The sequence below is a fragment of the Streptomyces flavalbus genome (assembly GCF_042674625.1).
GTDB classification, from domain to species: domain Bacteria; phylum Actinomycetota; class Actinomycetes; order Streptomycetales; family Streptomycetaceae; genus Streptomyces; species Streptomyces flavalbus.
Window position 1 is genome coordinate 2,529,077 of record NZ_JBHTEB010000001.1, and the last position, 19,943, is coordinate 2,549,019.

Sequence of the window (19,943 nt, forward strand, 5' to 3'; positions counted from 1 at the left end):
AACTTTGCGGAACCTGAGCGGCCCGGGTCCCCCCGCGGCGACGGGCCACGTACCCTCGTACGACCGCCGCTCGACGGTCAGAAGGGGGGCCGATGGAGTTCGCGGGCGCGCTGCCGACGGCCCAGGGCCCCGCCGCGTTCCTCAGCGGGTTCTACACCTCGTTCTGGTGGGTGCCCGCCGGTGTGCTGGCCGTGGCCCTGGCGCTCAAGCTCCCCACCATCATCCGGCTCTGGGACGACCCGCTGCTGCGCGCGGTCGGCGGTCTGCTGCTGCTCGCCTGCGCGGTGTTCGTCTTCGTCGCCCCCTCGACGATCGCCTGGGTCAACCGCGTCACCGGCGTCCCCAACATCTCCGCGCCCTGGGTGTACTCGCTGCTCACCGCGTACTCCGGGGCCTGCCTGTGGCTGATCACCGCCTGGCGCAACGGACTCTCCGAGCGGTCCGCCACCACCCGCCGCACCCGGCGCTGGGTGCTCTCCGCCTACTCGGGCGTCGTCGTCGCGCTGTGGGTGCTGTTCGCCCTCGCCGACGTGCCCGACGAACGCCTGCGGGACCTGGACACCTACTACGCCAACACCCCGTTCATGCGCGAGGAGATCCTGCTCTACCTGCTCGCGCACACCACCGCCGCGCTGGTCATCTCCAAGCTGATCTGGAACTGGGTCCGCGCCGACGGCCTCGACGCCTGGCTGCGCGGCGGCCTGAAGTTCCTCGGCCTCGGCTACGCCCTCAACCTCGTCTTCGACGCCGTGAAGCTGACCGCCGTCACCGCCCGCTGGACCGGCCACGACCTGGACTGGCTCAACGTCGACGTGGCCCCGCCGGTGGCCTGCCTGGCCGCCGTACTGATCGCCGTCGGCTTCATCCTGCCGCACGCCGGGCAGTACCTGCACGGCCGCTGGCGCATCCGGCTCGCCCACCACCAACTGCGGCCCCTGTACGCGCTGATGCGCCGCGCCACCGGCGACCGCGTGCCGCTCGTGCTGCGCGCCAGCCCCGAACTGCGCCTGACCCGCCGCGAGACGTTCATCCGCGACGCGCTGCTGCCGCTCGCCCAGCACCTCGACCGCGACCTGCGCGCCCGCTCCCACGCCGCCGCCCTCGGCCTCGGCTTCCCGCCCGAGCGGGCCCGCGCCCTCGCCGCCGCCGTCGCCATCCTCGACGCCGTCGACACCGGACCGCGCGCCCCGGACCACCCCGGCGCCCCCTGGGACGGCGACCTGCTCAAGGAGATCGGCGCCGTCTCCCGCGCGCTGGGGCGCCCCGACGACATCCGGGCGGTACGCACCCGCGCCGCCCACCCCGAGGACAGTGGCATAGTGCACAAGTGACCGTACGGAGACCGGCCGAGCAGGGAGAGAAGGGTGCGTACGAGGAAGGAGATGCGTCGCCTCGCTGACGCCCTCATCGACCCCATACGGGTGCCGGTACCGGCCGACCCCGAGGTGCTGTTCGAGGCGCTCGTCGCCTCCGTCAGCGCCTGGCGGGGCCGCGAGGTGACCGTGCACCGGCGGGCGTTCCCGCCGCACACCGCGAGCGGGCTGTGGCTGAGGCGGGACACGCACGACGACGTCATCGTCGACGAGCGGGCCGCCGTGTGGCACCAGATCGTCATCTTCTGCCACGAGGTGTGGCACATGAACAGACGCCCCGCCGTCCCCGACCCCGCCCACCCCCAACTGGTCGCCGCCCGCACCGACTTCAGCCTCGCCGAGGAACAGGAGGCAGACCGCTTCGGCATGTTGATGGGCCGTCGGCTGCGCACCTGGCTGGACGCCTCCTCGGACTGCACGGACGACGACGACACCCAGGACCTCGCCGGACGCATCGGCGCCGCCCTCAACTACCGCGGGACCCGAAGATGAGCGGCCTGATCAACTACGTGAGCTGTACGGTCCTGTGGCTCGCGGTGCTGCTCAAGGCCCCCGACCTGGTCCGCCACCGCGCCGACCCCTACCTGCGGACCATCTGCGTCGTCCTGGGCCTGGCCGGGCTCTGCTTCTTCCTCGGCGCCCCGCCGAGCGTCGGCGCCATCAACGACCTCGGCGGCGTTCCCAACCTGGCCGCGCCGCTGACCTACGCGGCGATCACCGCGTACTGCGCCGCCTCCCAGGTGCTGGTCGTCTACTGGCGCGGCGGCCCCACGGTGCACCGCACCGCCCGCCGCTGGATCCTCGCCTACGCCTGCGTGACCGTCGGCATCGCCGTCACGTTCACGCTCGGCGACGCGCCCGTGGAACGCCGTACCGACCTGGACACCTACTACGCGACCACGCCGTTCATCGCCGAGATGATCGTCCTCTACCTGGTCGCCCACCTCACCGCGGCCAGCGTCACCACCTTCTCCGCGCTGCGCTGGGCCCGCCGCGTGGACGGCTGGCTGCGCGCCGGTCTGACCGTCCTCGGCATCGGCTCGGTGTTCAACTGCGGGTACAGCGTGAGCAAACTCGTCGCCGTCGGCGCCCGCTGGAGCGGCCACGACTGGTCGGCGCTCGGCACCACCGTCGCCCCCGCCGCCGCGGGCCTCGGCGCCGTGACCACCGTCACCGGCGTACTCCTGCCGCTCACCGCGCCGCGCGTCGCCGCCTGCCGCCAGGCCCGGCGCACGTACACCCGGCTCGCGCCCATGGAACGCGCCCTGGACGACCTCCTCACCCGCCACTGCCTCCGGCTCCCCCGCCCCCGCCCGGCCTCCCCGGTCACGCTCCTCATCTGGCGTCAGACCAGCATCCACAACGCGCTGAGCCACCTCGACGCCTACCTCGACCGCTCCCTGTACGACCGCACCCTCCAGGCCGCCCTGGACGCGGGCGGCGACCCGGCCCGGGCCCGCGCCGCCGCCTGGGCCACCACCATCACCGCGGCGGCCCGCGCCGACGCCCACCACCCCCCGGCCGCGCCCCCGGCCGACCGGCTGCCCGACCAGCTCCCCGACCTCGCCCTCATCGCCGACGCCCTGCGCGACCCCGCCGTCGCCGCCCTCGCCGCCCCCCGGGTCCCAAGCGGCACGTCCACGACGGGTGGCGCATGAACCAGACCATGAGCTACGTCGTCTACCTGGCCGCCGCCGCCCTCGGCCTCTCCGGCGTCGTCCTCTTCCGCCGCCCCCGCAACCCGCTCACCCTCTCCACCTCCGTGGCGGTCACCCTCGCCGCGCTCGTCTTCCTCTGCTCCGCCCCCCTGACCCTGGCCGCCGTCAACGACCTCACCGGCGTCCCCAACTTCGGCGCGCCGCTGACGTACGGCCTGATCACCGCGTACAGCTGCGCCCTGCTCATCCTGCTGACCCACTGGCGCGGCGGCCCCCGCGCCCGGGTACGGCGCCTGGTGCTGCGCAGCGTCGCCGCGTACGCCCTGCTCGTCGTCGCGATCGTCGTGCTCTTCGCCCTCGCCGACGCGGACACCGAGCGCCTGCGCGACCTCGACACCTACTACGCCACCACGCCGTACATGCGGGAGATGATCCTGCTCTACCTGCTCGGCCACAGCGCGGCGACCCTGGTCATGGCCGCCGTCTGCGTCAGATGGGCGCGCGAGGTCACCGGGCTGCTCCGCATCGGCCTGCGGCTGATCGTCCTCGGCGCGCTGGTCGACGTCACCGGCTTCCAGCTCACCAAGTACACGGCGATAGCCGCCCGTTGGACGGGCCACGACCTCGACACCCTCTCCACCGACCTGGCCCCGCCGATGGCCTCCCTGGCCGCGCTGCTCTGCTCGGCGGGCTTCGTCCTCCCCCGCCTGCTCCCCTCCCTGACGGCCCACTGGCAGGGCCTGACCGCCTACCGCCGCCTGGCCCCCCTCTGGTCCCTGCTCCACCACGTCTCCACGTCCCCCAAACCGCCCACGTCCTGGTGGGACCTCCCGCAGACCCGGCTGCACTGGCGGGAGGTGTGCATCCACGACGCGCTGCTCGCCCTCGCCCCCCACTTCGACGACCGGGTCCGCGCCCACGCCCACGCCGCCGCCCTGCGCGCGGGCGCCTCCCCGCACCGGGCGCGGATCGCCGCCGAGGCGGCCATGCTCACCGACGCCGCCCGCCGGGCCGCGGCCCGCGAGGCGCCCCTGGACCACCCCAGCACCCACCGCCTGCACGCCACGGAGGCCTCCGGGGCCTCGGGAACGAGCGGACTGGTGGAACTGTCCCAGGCCCTGCACCACGCCCCCACCCCCCACGAGGACACGGCGCGAGCCACACCGAACCCCGAGGAGCCCCATGTCGCGTAGAGCTGTCGTCATCGGTGCCGGTATGGGTGGCCTGCTGGCCGCGGCGGCCCTGTCCACGACCGTGGACGAGGTGACCGTGCTGGACCGCGACGCCATGCCGGAGGGCCCGGAGCACCGCAGGGGCGTCCCGCAGGGCCGTCACGCCCACCTCCTCCTGGCCGGTGGTCTGGACGCCATCGGGTCCCTGTTCCCCGACGCGGACGTCCGCAAGCACCTCCTCGCCGCCGGGGCGCACGAGATCTCCCTCAGCTCCGGGGTGGTCGCCCTCACCCCCGAGGGCTGGCTGCACCGCTGGCGCCGCCCGGGCCCCCACCTGCTGACGTGCAGCAGGGCGCTGCTGGACTGGGCGGTACGGGACCTCGTCACCACCCATACCGCGACGACGTTCCACCAGGGCACGGTGACGTCCCTGCTGGGCACCGCGGACCGCGTCACCGGAGTGGTGGTGGACGACTCCACCCACCTCCCCGCGGACCTGGTGGTGGACGCCAGCGGCCGAGGCTCCCGCACGACGACCTGGCTGAGCGAAGTGGGCATATCCCACATCCGCGAACGAACGGTCGACTCCGGACTCGTCAACGCGACCCGCGTCTACCGTGTCCCGCCCGGAGCGGAACGTTTCCCCCTGACGGTCGTCCACGCCAACCCCCACCTCTCCCGCCCCGGCCGCAGCGGCATGGTCCTGCCCATCGAGGGCGACCGCTGGATGGTGAGCCTCGCGGGCACCCGGGGCGCCGAACCGCCCGCCGACCCCGACGGCTTCCTCCGGTACACCCTCGACCTCCCCGACCCGATCGTCGGCCGCCTGATCTCCGGCGCGGAGCCGCTCACCGGGGTGCACGTCAGCCGCTCCACCAGCAACGTCCGCCGCTACTTCGAGAAGGCCCCGCGCTGGCCGGAGGGCTTCGTCGCCCTCGGCGACGCGGTGGCCACCTTCAACCCGGCCTACGGCCAGGGCATGTCCGTCGCGGCCCTCGGCGCACAGACCCTCGCGCACGAGGTACGGCACTCCGGTCCCGCCGCCCCCGGCCTCTCCCGACGAGTACAGCGGGGCGTCGCCCGCTCCGTGGAGACGGCCTGGTCCGCGGCGGTGAGCCAGGACGTCCTGTACCCCGCCACCCTGGGCGGCCACCCCCGCCCCGCCGACCGCCTCATCACGGCCTACTCCCGCCGCCTGATGCACGCGGCGACGGGCTCCTACAAGGCGGCGTCGGTGGTCTGGGACGCGATGAGTATGCGCGGCGGCCCCACCCGCGTCCTCCACCCGGACGCCCTCCTGGCCGCACTGACGGGCCCCCTGCTAGGCCCACCTACGGAGGCACCGTTGACACCGGGCGAACGAAAGGTACTGGCGGCACTGGACCGGACGTGAGCGGCTGGGATACGGCGTTCATGGGTCACCCGGCGTGGGTGCTGACGCGGCGGGTGGGTCGCGCGGCCCGGCGCTGACGGGGTGCCGCTGCGCCCACCCTCCCCCAAGCTCTCGGCTTCGCTCGAGCAGGGGGGACCCCCATCGCCCCAGCGGCACGACTGCCCGCAGCTAGGACGGGCTGCAGTCGCCGTACGACGGAAGGGGCCGTGTCGGGGGGTGTCCGCCCGCAGTGGTTCGCGCGGAACACACCGGCGACCTCGCAGCCGTACAGTCCGCGCGGTTCCGAGGACGGACACCCCCCGGCGCGGCCCCGACCCACCACCCGGCAGGCAGCGCTACATCAGCCGCCCGCCGGACAGTCACGGGCCGCCGCAGGCATGGGCGGTCAGCCCGCGAAGGCGGGTTGGGGGAGGCCCTTGCCCGCGCCCGGGGAGACGAGGAGGGAGCCTGCCAACGGGTGGGGGGAGTCCAGGCCCACGCGGGCCGTGGTGATGTAGAGGTCCGTCAGCCCCGGGCCGCCGAAGGCGCAGGCCGTGATGCGAGGGACGGGCAGATCCAGGACGTCGGCCAGTTCGCCCGTCGGGGTGTAGCGGCGGATGGCCGCGCCGTCCCACAGGGCCACCCACACGCAGCCCTCGGCGTCGACCGTCAGGCCGTCCGGGTAGCCCGCGTCCTCCTCGATCTCCACCAGTGGGCGGCGGTTCACCGCCCGCCCGTCCTCAAAGTCGAAGACGTCGATCCGACGGGTCGGGGTGTCGACGTAGTACATGAGCGTGCCGTCAGGGCTCCAGCCCGTGCCGTTGCTCACCGTCACGTCGTCCAGGACCGGCGTCACCGACCCGTCCCCGCCGAAGCGGCTCAACGTACCGCCGCCCACCGCCTCGTCGTACCGCATCGTGCCCGCCCACAGCGACCCGTCCGGCGCCACCGCCGCGTCGTTCCCCCGACGCCCCGGCACCACCTCCCGGTGCAGCCACCGGAAGCTGTCGTCGGGGTCGAGGAGGCCCACCCCGTCGCGGAGGTTCAACACCAGCCCCCCGCCCACCCGCGGCTTCACCGCGCCCACGTGCTGGTCAGTCCGGCGCACCGTGCGCGCACCGGACGCGGGGTCGTAGCCGTACACCCGCGACCCCAGGATGTCGATCCACAGCAGGCGGCCCGCCGACGCGTCCCACGTCGGCCCCTCCCCCAACCGCGCCTCCGCCCGTACCGCCACCTCGTACCTCATGCCACGCTCCGGTGTCCCAGCCGCTCCGACAGATCCACGGCACCCTTCGCCGCGAGGTGCTCCAGCTCCACCCGGCGCTCATCGCTCCACCGGATCATCGGCACCGAGATGGACAACGCGGCCACCACCCGCCCGGTACGGTCCCGCACCGGCGCCGCCACACAGGACACGTCCGGGTTGGACTCCCGGCTCTCGACGGCGATGCCCCGCTGCCTGATCTCCGTCAGGGCCTCGCGCAGATCGGCCGGGTCGGTGATGCTGTTGGGGGTCATGGCGACCAGCTCGGCGCCGTCGGGGATGCGCGCGGCGAGTTCCGGCTCGGGAAGGGAGGCCAGCAGCATCTTGCCCACCGACGTGCAGTGCGCCGGGAGCCTGCGGCCCGCCGCGGAGACCATGCGCACGGCGTGCGTGGAGTCCACCTTGGCGATGTAGATGACGTCCGTGCCCTCGAGTATCGCCACGTGCACCGTCTCGTCACAGGTCTCGGCGACGGAGCGGGCGACCTGCTGCCCCTCGGCGGCGAGGTCGAGCTGTTCGGCGTAGCGGCTGCCGAGCTGGTAGGGGCGTACGCCGAGCCGGTAACGGCCGGGCTGGCCGGGCACCGGGGCGATGTACCCGCGGGCGGCGAGCGTGGTGACCAGCTCGTGCACGGTGGTCCGCGGCAGTTGCAGCTTGCGCACGATGTCGGGGGCGGACAGCGTGCCGTCCCCGTCGAGGAAGAGCTCAAGGATGTCGAGAGCCCGGGTCACGGCGGGTACGAGGCGTCCCACGACCGGCACCCCCTTCTTCTGTCAGGTCGGTTCGAATCGAAACGTTCGATATTTCAACAGACGGTCGGAATAACGAACAGGCTACTCATGGAGGCTTTGCCGGGGCAATGGCCCTGCGCCCTCACTCCTGCCGCAGGTACGAGAAGGCCACCCGCAGCAGCTCCGGCGCCGACTCCGGCACCCGCTCCTCCTCCGGCAGCACCGCGTACGCGAACAGCGCGGACCGCATGGCCCCCACCGCCGCCCGCGCCAGCACGGCGGCCCGCAGCACGACGCCCTCGCACGGACCGTCACCCCCCGCCGCCAGCCGCTCCTCCAGCGCCCCCGCCAGCCCCTCCTCGAACTGCGTCAGCACCGGCAGGAAGTGCCGCACCGGCTGCCCGGGGAACCGCTGCGGCGGCCCGCTGAACATCAGCCCCACCCCCCGGTCGGCGATCAGCTCCAGCGCGGCGCCCAGTACGGCGTCGTACGGCCCCTCCTCCGCCGGACGGCCGACGACCTTGGCGCGGATCACCGGGATCAGGTCGAGGACCTCGTCGAGGACCAGGTCCTCCTTGGACGGGAAGTAGCGGAAGAAGGTCCGCTCGGTGACCCCCGCGGCGGACGCGATGTCCCGCACGGTGGTGTGCGTGTAGCCGCGCTCCTCGAACATGCGGTGGGCGGCTTCCTGGAGCGCCTTGCGGGTCGCCGCCTTGTGCGCCTCGCGCCGCCCCCGCGACTGACGCGCTTCCTGCGGCCGGCGCACTCCCTGCGACTCGACGGTTGACATGTGAGGAGTATCGCAGGCCGAAAAGCGACGGGAAAGAATCTGTCAGTCATGACACTTTGGCTATGCTGTCAGTCATGACACTTTTGCGGATGAGGCGTGTGTCCGGCCGGGGGCGCCTGGTCACCCTCGGGGTGATCGGCGCGGTGCTGGTCACCGGGGGCGTCGCGGAGGCCGTGGCACGGCACAGCGCGGCCGACCGGTTCGCGGACCGGATGGAGCGCCGTCTGCACACCGGCGTCGACGTCGGGTTCGGACCGACGCCGGTGATGCTCCAGCTCGCCCGCGGCACCTTCCCCCGGGTGCAGGTTTCCGGTCAGGACGCGACGTTCCGACGGTTCAGCGGGGTGGACCTGGAGGCGGAGCTGGACGACGTGGTCCGCACCGGCGACGGACTGTCGGTGCGCGACTCCCGGGTGACCGCCGAACTGCCCCACGACGCGCTCACCGCCGCGCTCGGCACGGTGACGGACGGCGCGCTGGGCGGCGCGGCGACGGTCACCACGGACCCGGCCAGCGGCGAGCTGGTGGTGGTCGCGGGCCCGGCGGGCCGCATCCTGGTCGGCTTCCGCCCCGTCCTGAACAAAACCGGCGAGGCGTCCATCCGCTTCGAACGCACCGACGTCCGCATAGGCGACCGCCTCGTCCCACCCGCCCTCGCCGACCAGTTGCTCCAGAACGCCGCACCGCGGGAGGTCGACCTGTCCGGCCTGCCCCTCGCCCTGGAACCGAACAGCCTCTCCGTCACCGCCACCGGCCTCCGCCTGGACCTGACCGGCGGCCGGACGACCGTAAAAGCCTGAACCGAACCACCACACAAAGCCTGAACCGACCCACCACACAAAGCCCGAACGGAACCACCGCACAAAGCCCGAACCGACCCCCGCGAAAGCCTGAGGAGCAGCAACGTGGCGACATGGCTCTACCGCCTCGGCACCGGCGCGTACCGCCACCGGCGGCTCGTCCTGGCGGCCTGGCTGGCCGTCCTCGCGGCGGCCGTGGCCTGCCTGGTCCTGCTGGGCGGCAAGCTCGACAACGAGTTCACCATCCCGGGGTCGGAGTCCCAGCGCGCGCAGGACACCATGGCCGAGGACTTCCCGGCGGCGGCCGGGACCAGCGCGCAGATCGTGTTCACCGCGCCCGAGGGGCGGACCGTCACCGACCCCCAGGCCGCCACCGCCATCCAGCGCACCCTGGCCGCCGCGCGGGACGCCCCGCAGGTCGCCGTCGTGATCCCGCCCGACAAGGCGGGCACCGTCACCCCGGACGGCCGCACCGCGCTGGCCCAGGTCAACTACGACGTCGACCGCGCCGCCCTGGACGACGGCACGCTGGACGCCCTGGAGGACACCACGGGGGCCGCGAAGGAGGCGGGCCTGACGGTCTCCGTCGGCGGACAGGCGTACGGCAACGGCGTGCTGACCCCGACCGCCCTTGAACTGCTCGGCGTGGCGGTCGCGTTGGGCGTGCTGGTGGTCACGTTCGGGTCGCTGCTGGCGGCCGGGATGCCGCTGCTGACGGCGTTCGTCGGGATCGGCACGGCCCTCACCGGGCTGCTGGCGGTGTCCTCGGGCGTGACGGTGTCGTCGACGGCGCTGAGCCTGGCGCTGATGCTGGGGCTCGCGGTCGGCATCGACTACGCCCTGTTCGTACTGTCCCGGCACCGCAACCAGCTCGCCCGGGGCATGGGTCCCGAGGAGTCGACGGGGCGTGCCGTGGCCACGGCGGGCGGCGCGGTGGTGTTCGCCGGGACGACGGTCGTCATCGCGCTGGTCGGGCTGACGGTGGTCGGCATCCCGTTCCTGACGGTGATGGGCCTGAGCGCGGCGGCGACGGTCCTGATCGCCGTACTCGTCGCCATCACCCTGCTCCCCGCGCTGTTCGGCGTCGCGGGCGACCGCCTCACCCCCCACCCGGACTCCCGCGCGGCCCGCCGCGCCACCCAGACACACCACAAGGACGACACCACCCCCACCCTGGGCAAGCGCTGGACCGCGCTCGTCACCCGCCGCCCCCTCCTCGTCCTCCTCGCCGGCACCGCCGCCCTGGTCACCGTCGCCCTGCCCGCCACCGATCTGCGCCTCGCCCTGCCCGACAACGGCTCGGCCGGGCACGACACGACACAGCGCCAGACGTACGACACCGTGGCGGACGCGTTCGGGCCGGGCTTCAACGGCCCGCTGCTGGTGCTGGCCGAGGCGGACGCGGACGGCCAGGACGGGCAGCGGCGGACGGCGGCGGTGGCGCGGCGCTTGCAGCAACTGCCCGGCGTGGTCAAGGTGGGCGCGCCGCAGTACGCGCCGGAGTCGGGCCGGGCGGTGATCCAGGTGGTGCCCGACGGCGGTCCGCAGGACGAGGCCACCCAGGACCTGGTGGACTCGATCCGCGGCGACGCGGCGGCGATCGAGCGCGAGACCGGCACCGCGGTGTCGGTGACCGGCACCACCGCGATCGGCATCGACGTGTCGGACCGGTTGAGCGACTCCCTGGTGCCGTTCGCGGCGGTCGTCGTCGGGCTCTGTCTGGTCCTGCTGTTGCTGGTGTTCCGTTCGCTGGTGGTGCCGGTGAAGGCGACGGCGGGCTTCCTGCTGTCGGTCGCGGCGTCGTTCGGCGCGGTGGTGGCGGTGTTCCAGTGGGGGTGGCTGGCCGACGCGCTGGGCGTGGCCAGGACCGGGCCGGTGGTCAGCTTCCTGCCGGTCGTGCTGATGGCGGTGCTGTTCGGACTGGCGATGGACTACGAGGTGTTCCTGGTCTCCGGGATGCGGGAGGAGTGGGTGCGCACCGGGCGGGCGCGGGAGTCGGTGGTCGAGGGCGCCGGGCACGCCGCGCGGGTGGTGACGGCGGCGGCGCTCATCATGTTCTTCGTCTTCGCCAGCTTCGTGACGTCGGAGGACGCGATCGTCAAACCCATCGCGTTCGCGCTGGCGTTCGGGGTGCTGGTGGACGCCTTCGTGGTGCGGATGACGCTGGTGCCCGCGGTACTGGCGATGGTGGGACGCGGCGCGTGGTGGCTGCCGCGCGCCCTTCACCGGGCGCTGCCCGACCTGGACGTGGAGGGCGCGCGCCTGGAAACTCCACGGCAGGAAACCGACCCACCGCTGGCTGAATTCCCCGAGCCGACCAATCTCACCAAGCGCTGATTCCAGACACCCAAAAAAAGGCCCGATCGGCTCATCTTCCGGTGTTACCCGGAGGATGGGCCGACGTTTTTTCGTCGCCAGTGTTACCGGCACGGAAATTAACCGTGGAACATTTGATTCCGCTGAACGGGCTGTGTTTGACTGAGATCACGGCGCACATCCGGCAGTCACTTGCCGCGCCCGTTCTGCCTGCGCAAAGAGGCCAGGCTTCCCCATGCACGATTCCCTATTCAACCCTCACCGGGCAAATTTCTGCTGCCCAACGCAAAGGAATCGACATGCAACTCGAAGAAAAGCTCGCCCCGGTCCGGCACGGCCTGCGCGCCGCCGCGCGTCCCGTCATCACCGGCTCCTCGCATTCCTTTCCCGGCACCCGATCCAGCCAGGAAGAACTCTGGCAGGACTTTTTCCTGGAGCACTACGACGGTTTCCCGCTGGCCCGCCGGATATTCGAGAATTCCGGTATCAGCTCCCGCTCCACGGCGGTGGACCCGCGTGAGGAGCGCGAGGTGTCCGGCTGGAGCACCGGCCAGCGCATGGAGCGCTACATAGAGGAGGCCGTCCCGCTCGGCCTGCGCACCGTCACCGCCGCCCTGGACTCCGCGGGGCTCGACCCGCAGGACGTGGGGCTGCTCGCGGTGGCGTCCTGTACCGGCTACACCACCCCCGGCCTGGACTTACGCCTCGCCGACCAGCTCGGCATGAACAGCAGGGTGCAGCGGCTGTTCGTCGGCCACATGGGCTGCTACGCCGCCGTGCCGTCCCTCGGCGCGGTCTCCGACTTCGTGGCCTCGCGTGGCCGTCCCGCGGTGCTCCTCTGCCTCGAACTGACCTCGCTGCACGTGCAGCCGCCCACCCGGGACATGGAGCAGATCGTGGCGCACGCGCTGTTCGCGGACGCCGCCGCGGCCGTCGTCCTGGAGCCCGACGCGGGCAGCGGCCACGAGGTGGTCGACGTGGTCGCCGTCACCGACCACAGCACCGCCGACCTGATGAGCTGGCAGATCACCGACCTCGGCTTCAAGATGAGCCTCTCCCCGAAGGTGCCGGACGTACTCGCCCAGCACGTCGGTGACGTCGTGCGCGACCAGCTCCTCGCCCCGCACGGGCTGACCCCGGAGGACGTCACCGGCTGGGCGGTGCACCCCGGCGGCAAGCGCATCCTGGAGGTCGTCGGGGAGCGGCTCGCCCTGCCCGACGGCGCCCTGGACGCCTCGTACGCCGTCCTCGACGAGTGCGGCAACTGCTCCTCCCCGACCGTGCTGATGGTCCTGGAGCGGCTGCCGGAGAGCGACGGCCCCGTGGTCGCGATGGCCTTCGGCCCCGGCCTCACCCTCTACGCGGCCCTGCTGCGCCGCTCCTCCTGACCACCCGACGGGACCAGCGCAGCCAGCAAAGCCACCGACCCCAGACGCACGGAAGGAACGGCCTCACCATGCCCAGCCCTCTTGAGGCGCCCCCGGGCCAGCTCTTCGTCACCGGCACCGGCCGCTGCGGCTCCACCCTCGTCTCCGCGCTGCTGCGGGAACACCCGCAGGTGCTCAGCCTGTCGGAGCTGTTCAACCACCTCACCGACATGTACCGGATATCCGCCCGGGTCTTCCCCGAAGGCACCGTCACCGCGCGGGAGTTCTGGGGCGTCCTGTCCGCCCGCAACACCGTCAACCGGCTGCTGACCGCGCACGGCATCGCGCCGAAGGAGATCCTCTACCGGCCCACCGCGCCCGGCGCCCGCTTCACCGCCGAGGACGGCGTCCCCGCCCTGCTCCTGACCACGCTCCCGCACCTGACCGACACCCCCGACGCGCTGTACGACGAGATCGAGGCCGCCGTCGCCTCCTTCCCGGACGCGCCCGTCGCCGACCACTACGCGCTGCTGTTCTCCTGGCTGTGCGCCCGCTTCGGCAAGACGCTGTGGGCCGAGCGCAGCGGCGGCTCGCTGATCCTCGCCGGACAGTTCCGCGACCACTTCCCCGACGCCCGCTACCTGCACATCGTGCGCGACGGACGGGACTGCGCGCTGTCCATGAGCCGCCACACCGGCTTCCGGATGGCCGCCGTCGTCATGGCCCTGCACCTGACCCTGGGCCACGACCCGTACGCCGACCAGCTCCCCGGCGAGCCGCCGAGGGAGAGCGAACTTGGCTTCGTACCCGAGGAGTTGCTGCCGTTCCTGCCCGACCGGTTCGACGCGGCGGCGGTGCGCGACTACCGCGTGCCGGTGTCGCTGTTCGGCACCTACTGGGCGGACGAGATGAAGCGCGGCATGGAGGCGATGTCGCTGCTGCCCCCGGAGAACGTGCTGCACGTCTGGTACGAGGACCTGCTCGCCGCGCCCGAGGACACCCTGCACCGCATCGGTGACTTCCTCGGCCCGGACTTCGTGGACGCGGAGTGGGAGAAGCGGGCCGCGGCCCGGGTCGGGCAGCCCTCGTCGTCCTGGCGGGACCTGCCCGACGCCGAGCGCGAGGAGCTGGACCAGGCGTGCGCGCCCGGGTTCGCCACCCTCGCCGCGCACGGCGTCGTCCCGGTGGCGGGACCCATGGCCGGTATCGCGGTGAGGAGCGACGCATGAGTGGGCGCACCCCGGCGACCCGCGGCGGCACCGTCTGGCTGACCGGGCTGCCCAGCTCCGGCAAGACGACCCTCGCGCAGGCCCTCGCCAGCCGTCTGACCCGGGAGGGCCACCGGGTGGAGGTCCTCGACGGCGACGAGATCCGCACCTTCCTCAGCGCCGGGCTCGGCTTCACCCGCGAGGACCGCGACACCAACGTGCAGCGCATCGGCCTGGTCGCGGAGGTGCTGGCGCGCAACGGCATCCTGGCGCTTGTGCCGGTGATCGCGCCGTACGAGGACAGCCGGGAGGCGGTCCGCAAGCGGCACGAGGCCAGCGGCACGCCGTACCTGGAGGTGCACGTCGCCACGCCGCTGCAGGTGTGCGCGGTCCGCGACGTGAAGGGCCTGTACGCGCAGGCCCGCGCCGGGCGGCTGTCCGGGCTGACCGGCGTCGACGACCCGTACGAGCCGCCGCGCGCCCCGGACGCCCGGATCGAGACGCAGTTGCACTCCGTGCCCGAGTCGGTCGAGGCGCTGCACGCGCTGCTGGCGGACAGGGGGCTGCTGTGACCGCCGTCGGCACCCGGCCGGTGACCGGGCGCCTCGGGCACACCGAGGTGCTGGAGTCCGAGTCGGCGTACGTCTTCCGCGAGGTCGCGGGCGAGTTCGAGAAGCCGGTGCTGCTGTTCTCCGGCGGCAAGGACTCGGTGGTGATGCTGCACCTGGCGCTGAAGGCGTTCGCGCCCGCGCCGCTGCCGTTCGCGCTGCTGCACGTGGACACCGGGCACAACTTCCCCGAGGTGCTCGCCTACCGGGACCGGGTGGTGGCCGAGCACCAGCTCACCCTGCACGTGGCGTCCGTACAGGACTACATCGACCGCGGGGTGCTGCGCGAACGCCCCGACGGCACCCGCAACCCCCTCCAGACGCTCCCCCTCCTGGAGGCCATCACCGGCGGCGGCTTCGACGCCGTCTTCGGGGGCGGGCGGCGGGACGAGGAGAAGGCGCGCGCCAAGGAGCGGGTGTACTCGCTGCGGGACGAGTTCGGCACCTGGGACCCGCGCCGTCAGCGCCCCGAGCTGTGGCAGCTCTACAACGGGCGGCACCTGCCCGGCGAGCACGTGCGCGTGTTCCCGCTGTCGAACTGGACCGAGCTGGACGTGTGGCAGTACATCGCCCGGGAGCGCATCGAGCTGCCGCCGATCTACTTCGCCCACGAGCGGGAGGTGTTCCTGCGCTCCGGCATGTGGCTGGCGCCCGGCGCCTGGGGCGGTCCCCGCGACGGCGAACCGGTGGAGCGGCGCCGGGTGCGCTACCGCACCGTCGGCGACATGTCGTGCACCGGCGCGGTGCTGTCCGAGGCGGCCGACGTCACCGAGGTCATCACCGAGATCACCGCCTCCCGGCTCACCGAGCGCGGCGCCACCCGCGCCGACGACCGGCTGTCGGAGGCGGCGATGGAGGACCGCAAACGGGAGGGCTACTTCTGACATGACCGCCGACGTCTCGGCCTACGGCCACCATTCCTACGGCCATCCCCACGGCCACCCCCACGGCCATCCCCCGCACGTCACCGCCGCCCTGATGATGCGCGGCATCTTCCAGGAGGCCAGGTCCCGGCTGACCGCCGGTCCGGTGGCCGCCGTACCGGAGGGACACCCGAACGCCATGCCCCAGCTCACCGAGGAACCCGAAGCGCGGGAACCCGAAGCGCCAGTCGCGGCGCCCGAACCCGACCTGCTCCGCTGGGCCACCGCGGGCTCCGTGGACGACGGCAAGTCCACCCTCGTGGGACGGCTGCTGCACGACTCCAAGTCGGTCCTCGCGGACCAGTTGGAGGCGGTGGCGCGGGCGTCGTCCGGGGAGGGGCCCGACCTGGCGCTGCTCACGGACGGGCTGCGCGCCGAACGCGAGCAGGGCATCACCATCGACGTGGCGTACCGCTACTTCGCGACCCCGCGCAGGCGGTTCATCCTCGCGGACACGCCGGGCCACGTGCAGTACACCCGCAACATGGTCACCGGCGCCTCCACCGCCACCCTCACGGTGATCCTCGTCGACGCCCGCAAGGGGGTCGTGGAGCAGACCCGGCGGCACGCGGCGGTGGCGGCGCTGCTGCGGGTGCCGCACGTGGTCCTCGCCGTCAACAAGATGGACCTCGCCGGGTACGAGGAGGCCGTGTTCACGGCGATCGCGGAGGAGTTCACCCGGTTCGCGACCGGCCTCGGCGTCCCGGACGTCACCGCGATCCCGATCTCCGCGCTCGCCGGGGACAACGTCGTCGAACCGTCGACGCGCATGGACTGGTACCGGGGGCCGACGGTCCTCGAACACCTGGAGCGGGTACCGGTCGCGGAGGAGGGCGGCGCGGACACCCCGGCCCGCTTCCCCGTGCAGTACGTCATCCGCGCCGGTGACGTGCGCCGGTACGCCGGTCAGCTCGCCTCCGGTGAGCTGCGGGTCGGCGACCGGGTCACCGTGCTGCCCTCCGGCCGCGCCACCACCGTCACCGGCATCGACGTGCTCGGCGCGGCGACCCGGTCGGCCCGCGCCCCGCAGTCCGCGGCGGTGCGGCTCGCGGACGACCTCGACGTGTCCCGGGGTGACCTGCTGGTGCCCGCGCGGGCGCTGCCCACGGTGTCCCGGGACGTCGAGGCCGCCGTCTGCCACCTGCACGAACGGCCGCTGCGCCCCGGCGACCACGTGCTGCTGAAGCACACCACGCGCACCGTGCGCGCGGTCGTCCGGCGGATCGCGGGCGGCGGCAGGCTCGACCTGAACGAGATCGGCCAGGTCTTCCTGCGCACCGCCGAACCCCTCGCCTACGACGCCTACGCCGACAGCCGCCGCACCGGCTCCTTCGTCCTCATCGACCCCGGCGACGGCGCCACCCTCGCCGCGGGCATGATCGGGGAGACGGCGCCGGAGTTACCCGATGCGGCGGACTGACCCCACCAGGCGGGCCCGGCTGGCGCTGCTCCTGGCGGTCGTCTGCCTGCTGGCCGCCGCCGGGTGCGGCTACGGGTCACGGGCGCCGCGGGCCGCCGCCGTGCCGGAGTACGTGGGCAGCGGGCCGCCGCTGTCCGCGGAGTCGGTGAGCGTCGGCTACTTCGCGAACGTGACCCACGCGACCGCGCTGGCCGGGGTGCGGGAGGGCTTCCTCACCGAGGAGCTGGGCGGCACCCGGCTGCGCACGCAGGTGTTCAACGGCGGCCCAGCGGCGCTGGAGGCGCTCAACGCCGGTGCCGTGGACATGGCGTGGATGGGGCCCTCACCGGCCGTCAACGGCTATCTGCGCTCCCACGGGCGGGCCCTGCGGATCGTGGCGGGCGCCGCGTCCGGCGGGGCCGCCCTGGTCGTCGACCCGGACGCGGGGGCCGGGGCGGCGCACGGCACCGACGTGCGGGGCCTGCGGATCGCCACCCCGGAGGCGGGCAACACCCAGGACGTGGCCCTGCTGCACTGGATCAGGGAGCAGGGCTGGGAGGTCGACCCGCGCACCGGACGCGGGGACGTCACCGTCGTACGGCAGTCCGTGAAGGAGATCCCGACCAGTTTCCGGCGCGGCGCGATCGACGGGGCGTGGGTGCCCGAGCCGGTCGCGGCGCAACTGGTCGCGGACGGCGGGCGGGTCGTCGTCGACGAGTCGGACCTGTGGGAGGACGGCGCGTTCGTCACCGCGCTGGTGGTCGTCGCGCCGTCCTTCCTCGACGGGCACCCCGACGTGGTGGAGGCCGTGCTGCGCGGCGCGGCCCGCACCCGGGTCTGGCTCACCGACCATCCCCGCGAGGGCCGGGCGAGCGTGAACCGCGCCATCGACGCGCTGACCGGCAGACCGCTGGACACCGGGGTCCTCGACGCGGCCTGGGCGCACGTGCGGCTCGACGACGACCCGCTCGCCGCGACGCTCGCCGAGCAGGCGGACCGGGCGGCCGACCTGGACCTGCTCGGCCCCGAGGGCCGCCGGGACGGCCCCTCCGCCGAGGACCTGCGCGGCGTGTTCGACCTGCGGCCGCTGAACCGGGTGCGCGCCGCGATGGGCGAGCCACCGGTGTCCGACGCCGGGCTCGGCGTCCGGGCCGACGGCGACTGACCACCCCGAACCTCTCACTGAGCTGAACCAAGGGATTTGATCTCATGTCAGAAACGGTGGTGCGGGCCGGTGCGCCGGTCCGCTCCCTCGCCCCGGCCGACGCGGACGCCACGCCCGCCGTACGCCTCACCCATGTCTCCAAGTGGTTCGAGGGCGGCGGTCGCCGTCAGACGGTCCTCGACGACATCGGCCTGACCGTGCGCCGCGGCGAGTTCCTGTGCGTGCTGGGCGCCTCCGGGTGCGGCAAGTCGACCCTGCTCAACCTGGTGGCGGGCCTGGACGCGCCGTCCACGGGCCACATCGAGGTGCCGGGCGGACGGCGGCCCGCGCTGATGTTCCAGGACCACGCCCTGTTCCCCTGGCTGACCGCCGGACGGAACGTCGAACTCGCCCTGCGGCTGCGCGGCGTACCGCGCCGGGAGCGCCCCGAGCGTGCCCGGCACCTGCTGGAGCTGGTCCGCCTGAAGGACGCGCACGGCAAGCGCGTGCACGAGCTGTCCGGTGGGATGCGGCAGCGCGTCGCCCTCGCGCGGGCGCTCGCCCAGGACGGCGACGTCCTGCTGATGGACGAGCCGTTCGCCGCGCTCGACGCGATCACCCGGGACGTGCTGCACGAGGAGCTGACCCGCATCTGGGCGGAGAACGGGCTCAGCGTCGTCTTCGTCACCCACAACGTCCGCGAGGCCGTCCGGCTCGGTGAGCGGGTGGTGCTGCTGTCGTCCCGGCCGGGCCGCGTCGCCCGCGAGTGGAGCGCCGCCGACGCGCCCGAGGCGGCCCTGACCGGCGTGGTCACCGACGCCCTGAGGGAGGAGATACGACGCCATGGGCGCCGGTGAGACCGCCGCGCCGCGCACCGCGGAGCGTCAGACGGACGGGACGGCGGCGGTCGGGGCGGGCCTGGACGCCCTCGACGGCGTCCCGGCCGGGGGCGGCCGTACGCCACCGCTGCGGATGCTGCGGGAGCGGGTGCTGCCGCCCCTGGTCGCCGCCGTCGTCGTCCTGCTGCTGTGGCAGGCGGCCTACGCGGCCGAGCTGAAGCCGGACTACCTGCTGCCCTCGCCCGCCGACGTGTGGGGCGCGCTGAGCGACCAGTGGTACGAGGGGACGCTGTTCTCCACCGTGTGGACCAGCGTGGAGCGCGGCGCCCTCGGGTTCGCCGTCGCCGTGGTCGTCGGCACCGCGCTGGGGCTGCTGCTCGGCGCGGTACGGCCCCTGCGGTTCGCGGTCGGCCCGGTGTTGTCCGGGCTCCAGTCGCTGCCGTCGGTGGCGTGGGTGCCCGCGGCGGTGGTGTGGTTCGGGCTGACCGACGCCACCATCTACGCGGTGATCCTGCTGGGCGCCGTACCGTCCATCGCCAACGGGCTGCTGTCCGGCGTCGACCAGGTGCCGCCGCTGTACCTGCGCGCCGGGCGGGTCCTCGGCGCGACCGGGCCCGCCCGGGTACGGCACGTGCTGCTGCCCGCCGCGCTGCCCGGCTACCTCGCCGGGCTCAAGCAGGGCTGGGCGTTCGCCTGGCGGTCCCTGATGGCCGCCGAACTCATCGCCAGCTCCCCGGAACTGGGCCTCGGCCTCGGGCAGTTGCTGGAGAACGCCCGCTCCTACCAGGACATGGCGCTGGTGCTGGCCAGCATCGCGGAGATCCTCACGGTCGGCGTCGCCGTCGACCTGCTGCTCTTCGCCCCGCTGGAACGGCGGGTGCTGCGCTCCCGGGGCCTGGCGGGAGCGCGGCCCTGACCCATGGACGAGCGTCCCGGGCACGGCCTCCCCCGACCATGCCCGGGGCGCTCCCCTGCT

General features: G+C 73.5%; 18 protein-coding genes. 15 read left to right on the plus strand and 3 right to left on the minus strand.

Annotation, left to right across the window (positions count from 1 at the left end):
• The first annotated feature begins 92 nt into the window (after nucleotides 1–92).
• Genes ACFQZ6_RS11290 through ACFQZ6_RS11310 form a run of 5 tightly spaced genes read left to right on the plus strand, consistent with a single transcriptional unit; the run spans nucleotide 93 to nucleotide 5,596 of the window.
• Nucleotides 93–1,331: an MAB_1171c family putative transporter gene (locus tag ACFQZ6_RS11290; RefSeq protein WP_381607240.1), complete on the plus strand. Its 1,239-nt coding sequence runs from the start codon at nucleotides 93–95 to the stop codon at nucleotides 1,329–1,331.
• A gap of 51 nt (nucleotides 1,332–1,382) precedes the next feature.
• Nucleotides 1,383–1,865, plus strand: a complete 483-nt coding sequence (locus ACFQZ6_RS11295) for a toxin (protein WP_381607242.1) — start codon at nucleotides 1,383–1,385, stop codon at nucleotides 1,863–1,865.
• Nucleotides 1,862–3,031: an MAB_1171c family putative transporter gene (locus ACFQZ6_RS11300; RefSeq protein ID WP_381607245.1), complete on the plus strand. Its 1,170-nt coding sequence runs from the start codon at nucleotides 1,862–1,864 to the stop codon at nucleotides 3,029–3,031. Before ACFQZ6_RS11295 ends, ACFQZ6_RS11300 begins: the two co-directional genes overlap by 4 nt.
• Before the next feature lie 8 nt (nucleotides 3,032–3,039).
• On the plus strand, nucleotides 3,040–4,224 hold the full coding sequence (locus ACFQZ6_RS11305; RefSeq protein ID WP_381618231.1) for an MAB_1171c family putative transporter: 1,185 nt from the start codon (nucleotides 3,040–3,042) through the stop codon (nucleotides 4,222–4,224).
• Nucleotides 4,214–5,596 carry an NAD(P)/FAD-dependent oxidoreductase gene (locus ACFQZ6_RS11310; RefSeq protein ID WP_381607247.1) on the plus strand — a complete coding sequence of 461 codons (1,383 nt, stop codon included), beginning with the start codon at nucleotides 4,214–4,216 and terminating at the stop codon, nucleotides 5,594–5,596. Before ACFQZ6_RS11305 ends, ACFQZ6_RS11310 begins: the two co-directional genes overlap by 11 nt.
• 385 nt (nucleotides 5,597–5,981) lie before the next feature.
• Here ACFQZ6_RS11310 and ACFQZ6_RS11315 read toward each other — a convergent pair whose 3' ends face one another.
• The 3 genes from ACFQZ6_RS11315 to ACFQZ6_RS11325 all read right to left on the minus strand — a co-directional run bounded on the left by ACFQZ6_RS11315 (nucleotide 5,982) and on the right by ACFQZ6_RS11325 (nucleotide 8,363).
• Nucleotides 5,982–6,824: an SMP-30/gluconolactonase/LRE family protein gene (locus ACFQZ6_RS11315; RefSeq protein ID WP_381607249.1), complete on the minus strand. Its 843-nt coding sequence runs from the start codon at nucleotides 6,822–6,824 to the stop codon at nucleotides 5,982–5,984.
• Nucleotides 6,821–7,594 carry an IclR family transcriptional regulator gene (locus ACFQZ6_RS11320; RefSeq protein WP_381607251.1) on the minus strand — a complete coding sequence of 258 codons (774 nt, stop codon included), beginning with the start codon at nucleotides 7,592–7,594 and terminating at the stop codon, nucleotides 6,821–6,823. The genes ACFQZ6_RS11315 and ACFQZ6_RS11320 overlap by 4 nt, the downstream gene beginning before the upstream one ends.
• Before the next feature lie 121 nt (nucleotides 7,595–7,715).
• Nucleotides 7,716–8,363 (minus strand): TetR/AcrR family transcriptional regulator, encoded by a 648-nt coding sequence (locus tag ACFQZ6_RS11325; protein WP_381607253.1) that lies wholly within the window; start codon nucleotides 8,361–8,363, stop codon nucleotides 7,716–7,718.
• An 89-nt stretch (nucleotides 8,364–8,452) separates the two neighbouring features.
• Here ACFQZ6_RS11325 and ACFQZ6_RS11330 point away from each other — a divergent pair, with 89 nt between their 5' ends.
• From ACFQZ6_RS11330 to ACFQZ6_RS11375, 10 genes are all read left to right on the plus strand, one after another.
• The gene (locus ACFQZ6_RS11330; protein WP_381607255.1) at nucleotides 8,453–9,163 is read left to right on the plus strand and encodes an LmeA family phospholipid-binding protein; all 711 of its coding nucleotides are present in this window, start codon (nucleotides 8,453–8,455) and stop codon (nucleotides 9,161–9,163) included.
• Nucleotides 9,164–9,268: 105 nt separating this feature from the next.
• Nucleotides 9,269–11,500, plus strand: a complete 2,232-nt coding sequence (locus tag ACFQZ6_RS11335) for an MMPL family transporter (protein ID WP_381607257.1) — start codon at nucleotides 9,269–9,271, stop codon at nucleotides 11,498–11,500.
• 278 nt (nucleotides 11,501–11,778) lie between these two features.
• Complete coding sequence (locus ACFQZ6_RS11340; protein WP_381607259.1) at nucleotides 11,779–12,867, plus strand: type III polyketide synthase; 1,089 nt, start codon at nucleotides 11,779–11,781, stop codon at nucleotides 12,865–12,867.
• Between the two features lie 68 nt (nucleotides 12,868–12,935).
• A complete protein-coding gene (locus ACFQZ6_RS11345; protein WP_381607261.1) occupies nucleotides 12,936–14,075 on the plus strand; it encodes a sulfotransferase family protein in 1,140 nt (379 codons plus the stop codon).
• The gene (gene cysC / locus ACFQZ6_RS11350; RefSeq protein WP_381607263.1) at nucleotides 14,072–14,626 is read left to right on the plus strand and encodes an adenylyl-sulfate kinase; all 555 of its coding nucleotides are present in this window, start codon (nucleotides 14,072–14,074) and stop codon (nucleotides 14,624–14,626) included. Before ACFQZ6_RS11345 ends, cysC begins: the two co-directional genes overlap by 4 nt.
• A complete protein-coding gene (gene cysD, locus ACFQZ6_RS11355; RefSeq protein WP_381607265.1) occupies nucleotides 14,623–15,546 on the plus strand; it encodes a sulfate adenylyltransferase subunit CysD in 924 nt (307 codons plus the stop codon). Before cysC ends, cysD begins: the two co-directional genes overlap by 4 nt.
• 178 nt (nucleotides 15,547–15,724) lie before the next feature.
• Nucleotides 15,725–17,005, plus strand: coding sequence for a sulfate adenylyltransferase subunit 1 (locus ACFQZ6_RS11360; protein WP_381618234.1), 1,281 nt, complete (start codon nucleotides 15,725–15,727; stop codon nucleotides 17,003–17,005).
• Nucleotides 16,992–18,149 (plus strand): ABC transporter substrate-binding protein, encoded by a 1,158-nt coding sequence (locus tag ACFQZ6_RS11365; protein ID WP_381607267.1) that lies wholly within the window; start codon nucleotides 16,992–16,994, stop codon nucleotides 18,147–18,149. The genes ACFQZ6_RS11360 and ACFQZ6_RS11365 overlap by 14 nt, the downstream gene beginning before the upstream one ends.
• Nucleotides 18,150–18,193: 44 nt before the next feature.
• Nucleotides 18,194–18,985, plus strand: coding sequence for an ABC transporter ATP-binding protein (locus ACFQZ6_RS11370; protein WP_381607269.1), 792 nt, complete (start codon nucleotides 18,194–18,196; stop codon nucleotides 18,983–18,985).
• Nucleotides 18,972–19,883, plus strand: a complete 912-nt coding sequence (locus ACFQZ6_RS11375; protein ID WP_381607271.1) for an ABC transporter permease — start codon at nucleotides 18,972–18,974, stop codon at nucleotides 19,881–19,883. Before ACFQZ6_RS11370 ends, ACFQZ6_RS11375 begins: the two co-directional genes overlap by 14 nt.
• The last annotated feature ends 60 nt before the right edge of the window (nucleotides 19,884–19,943 follow it).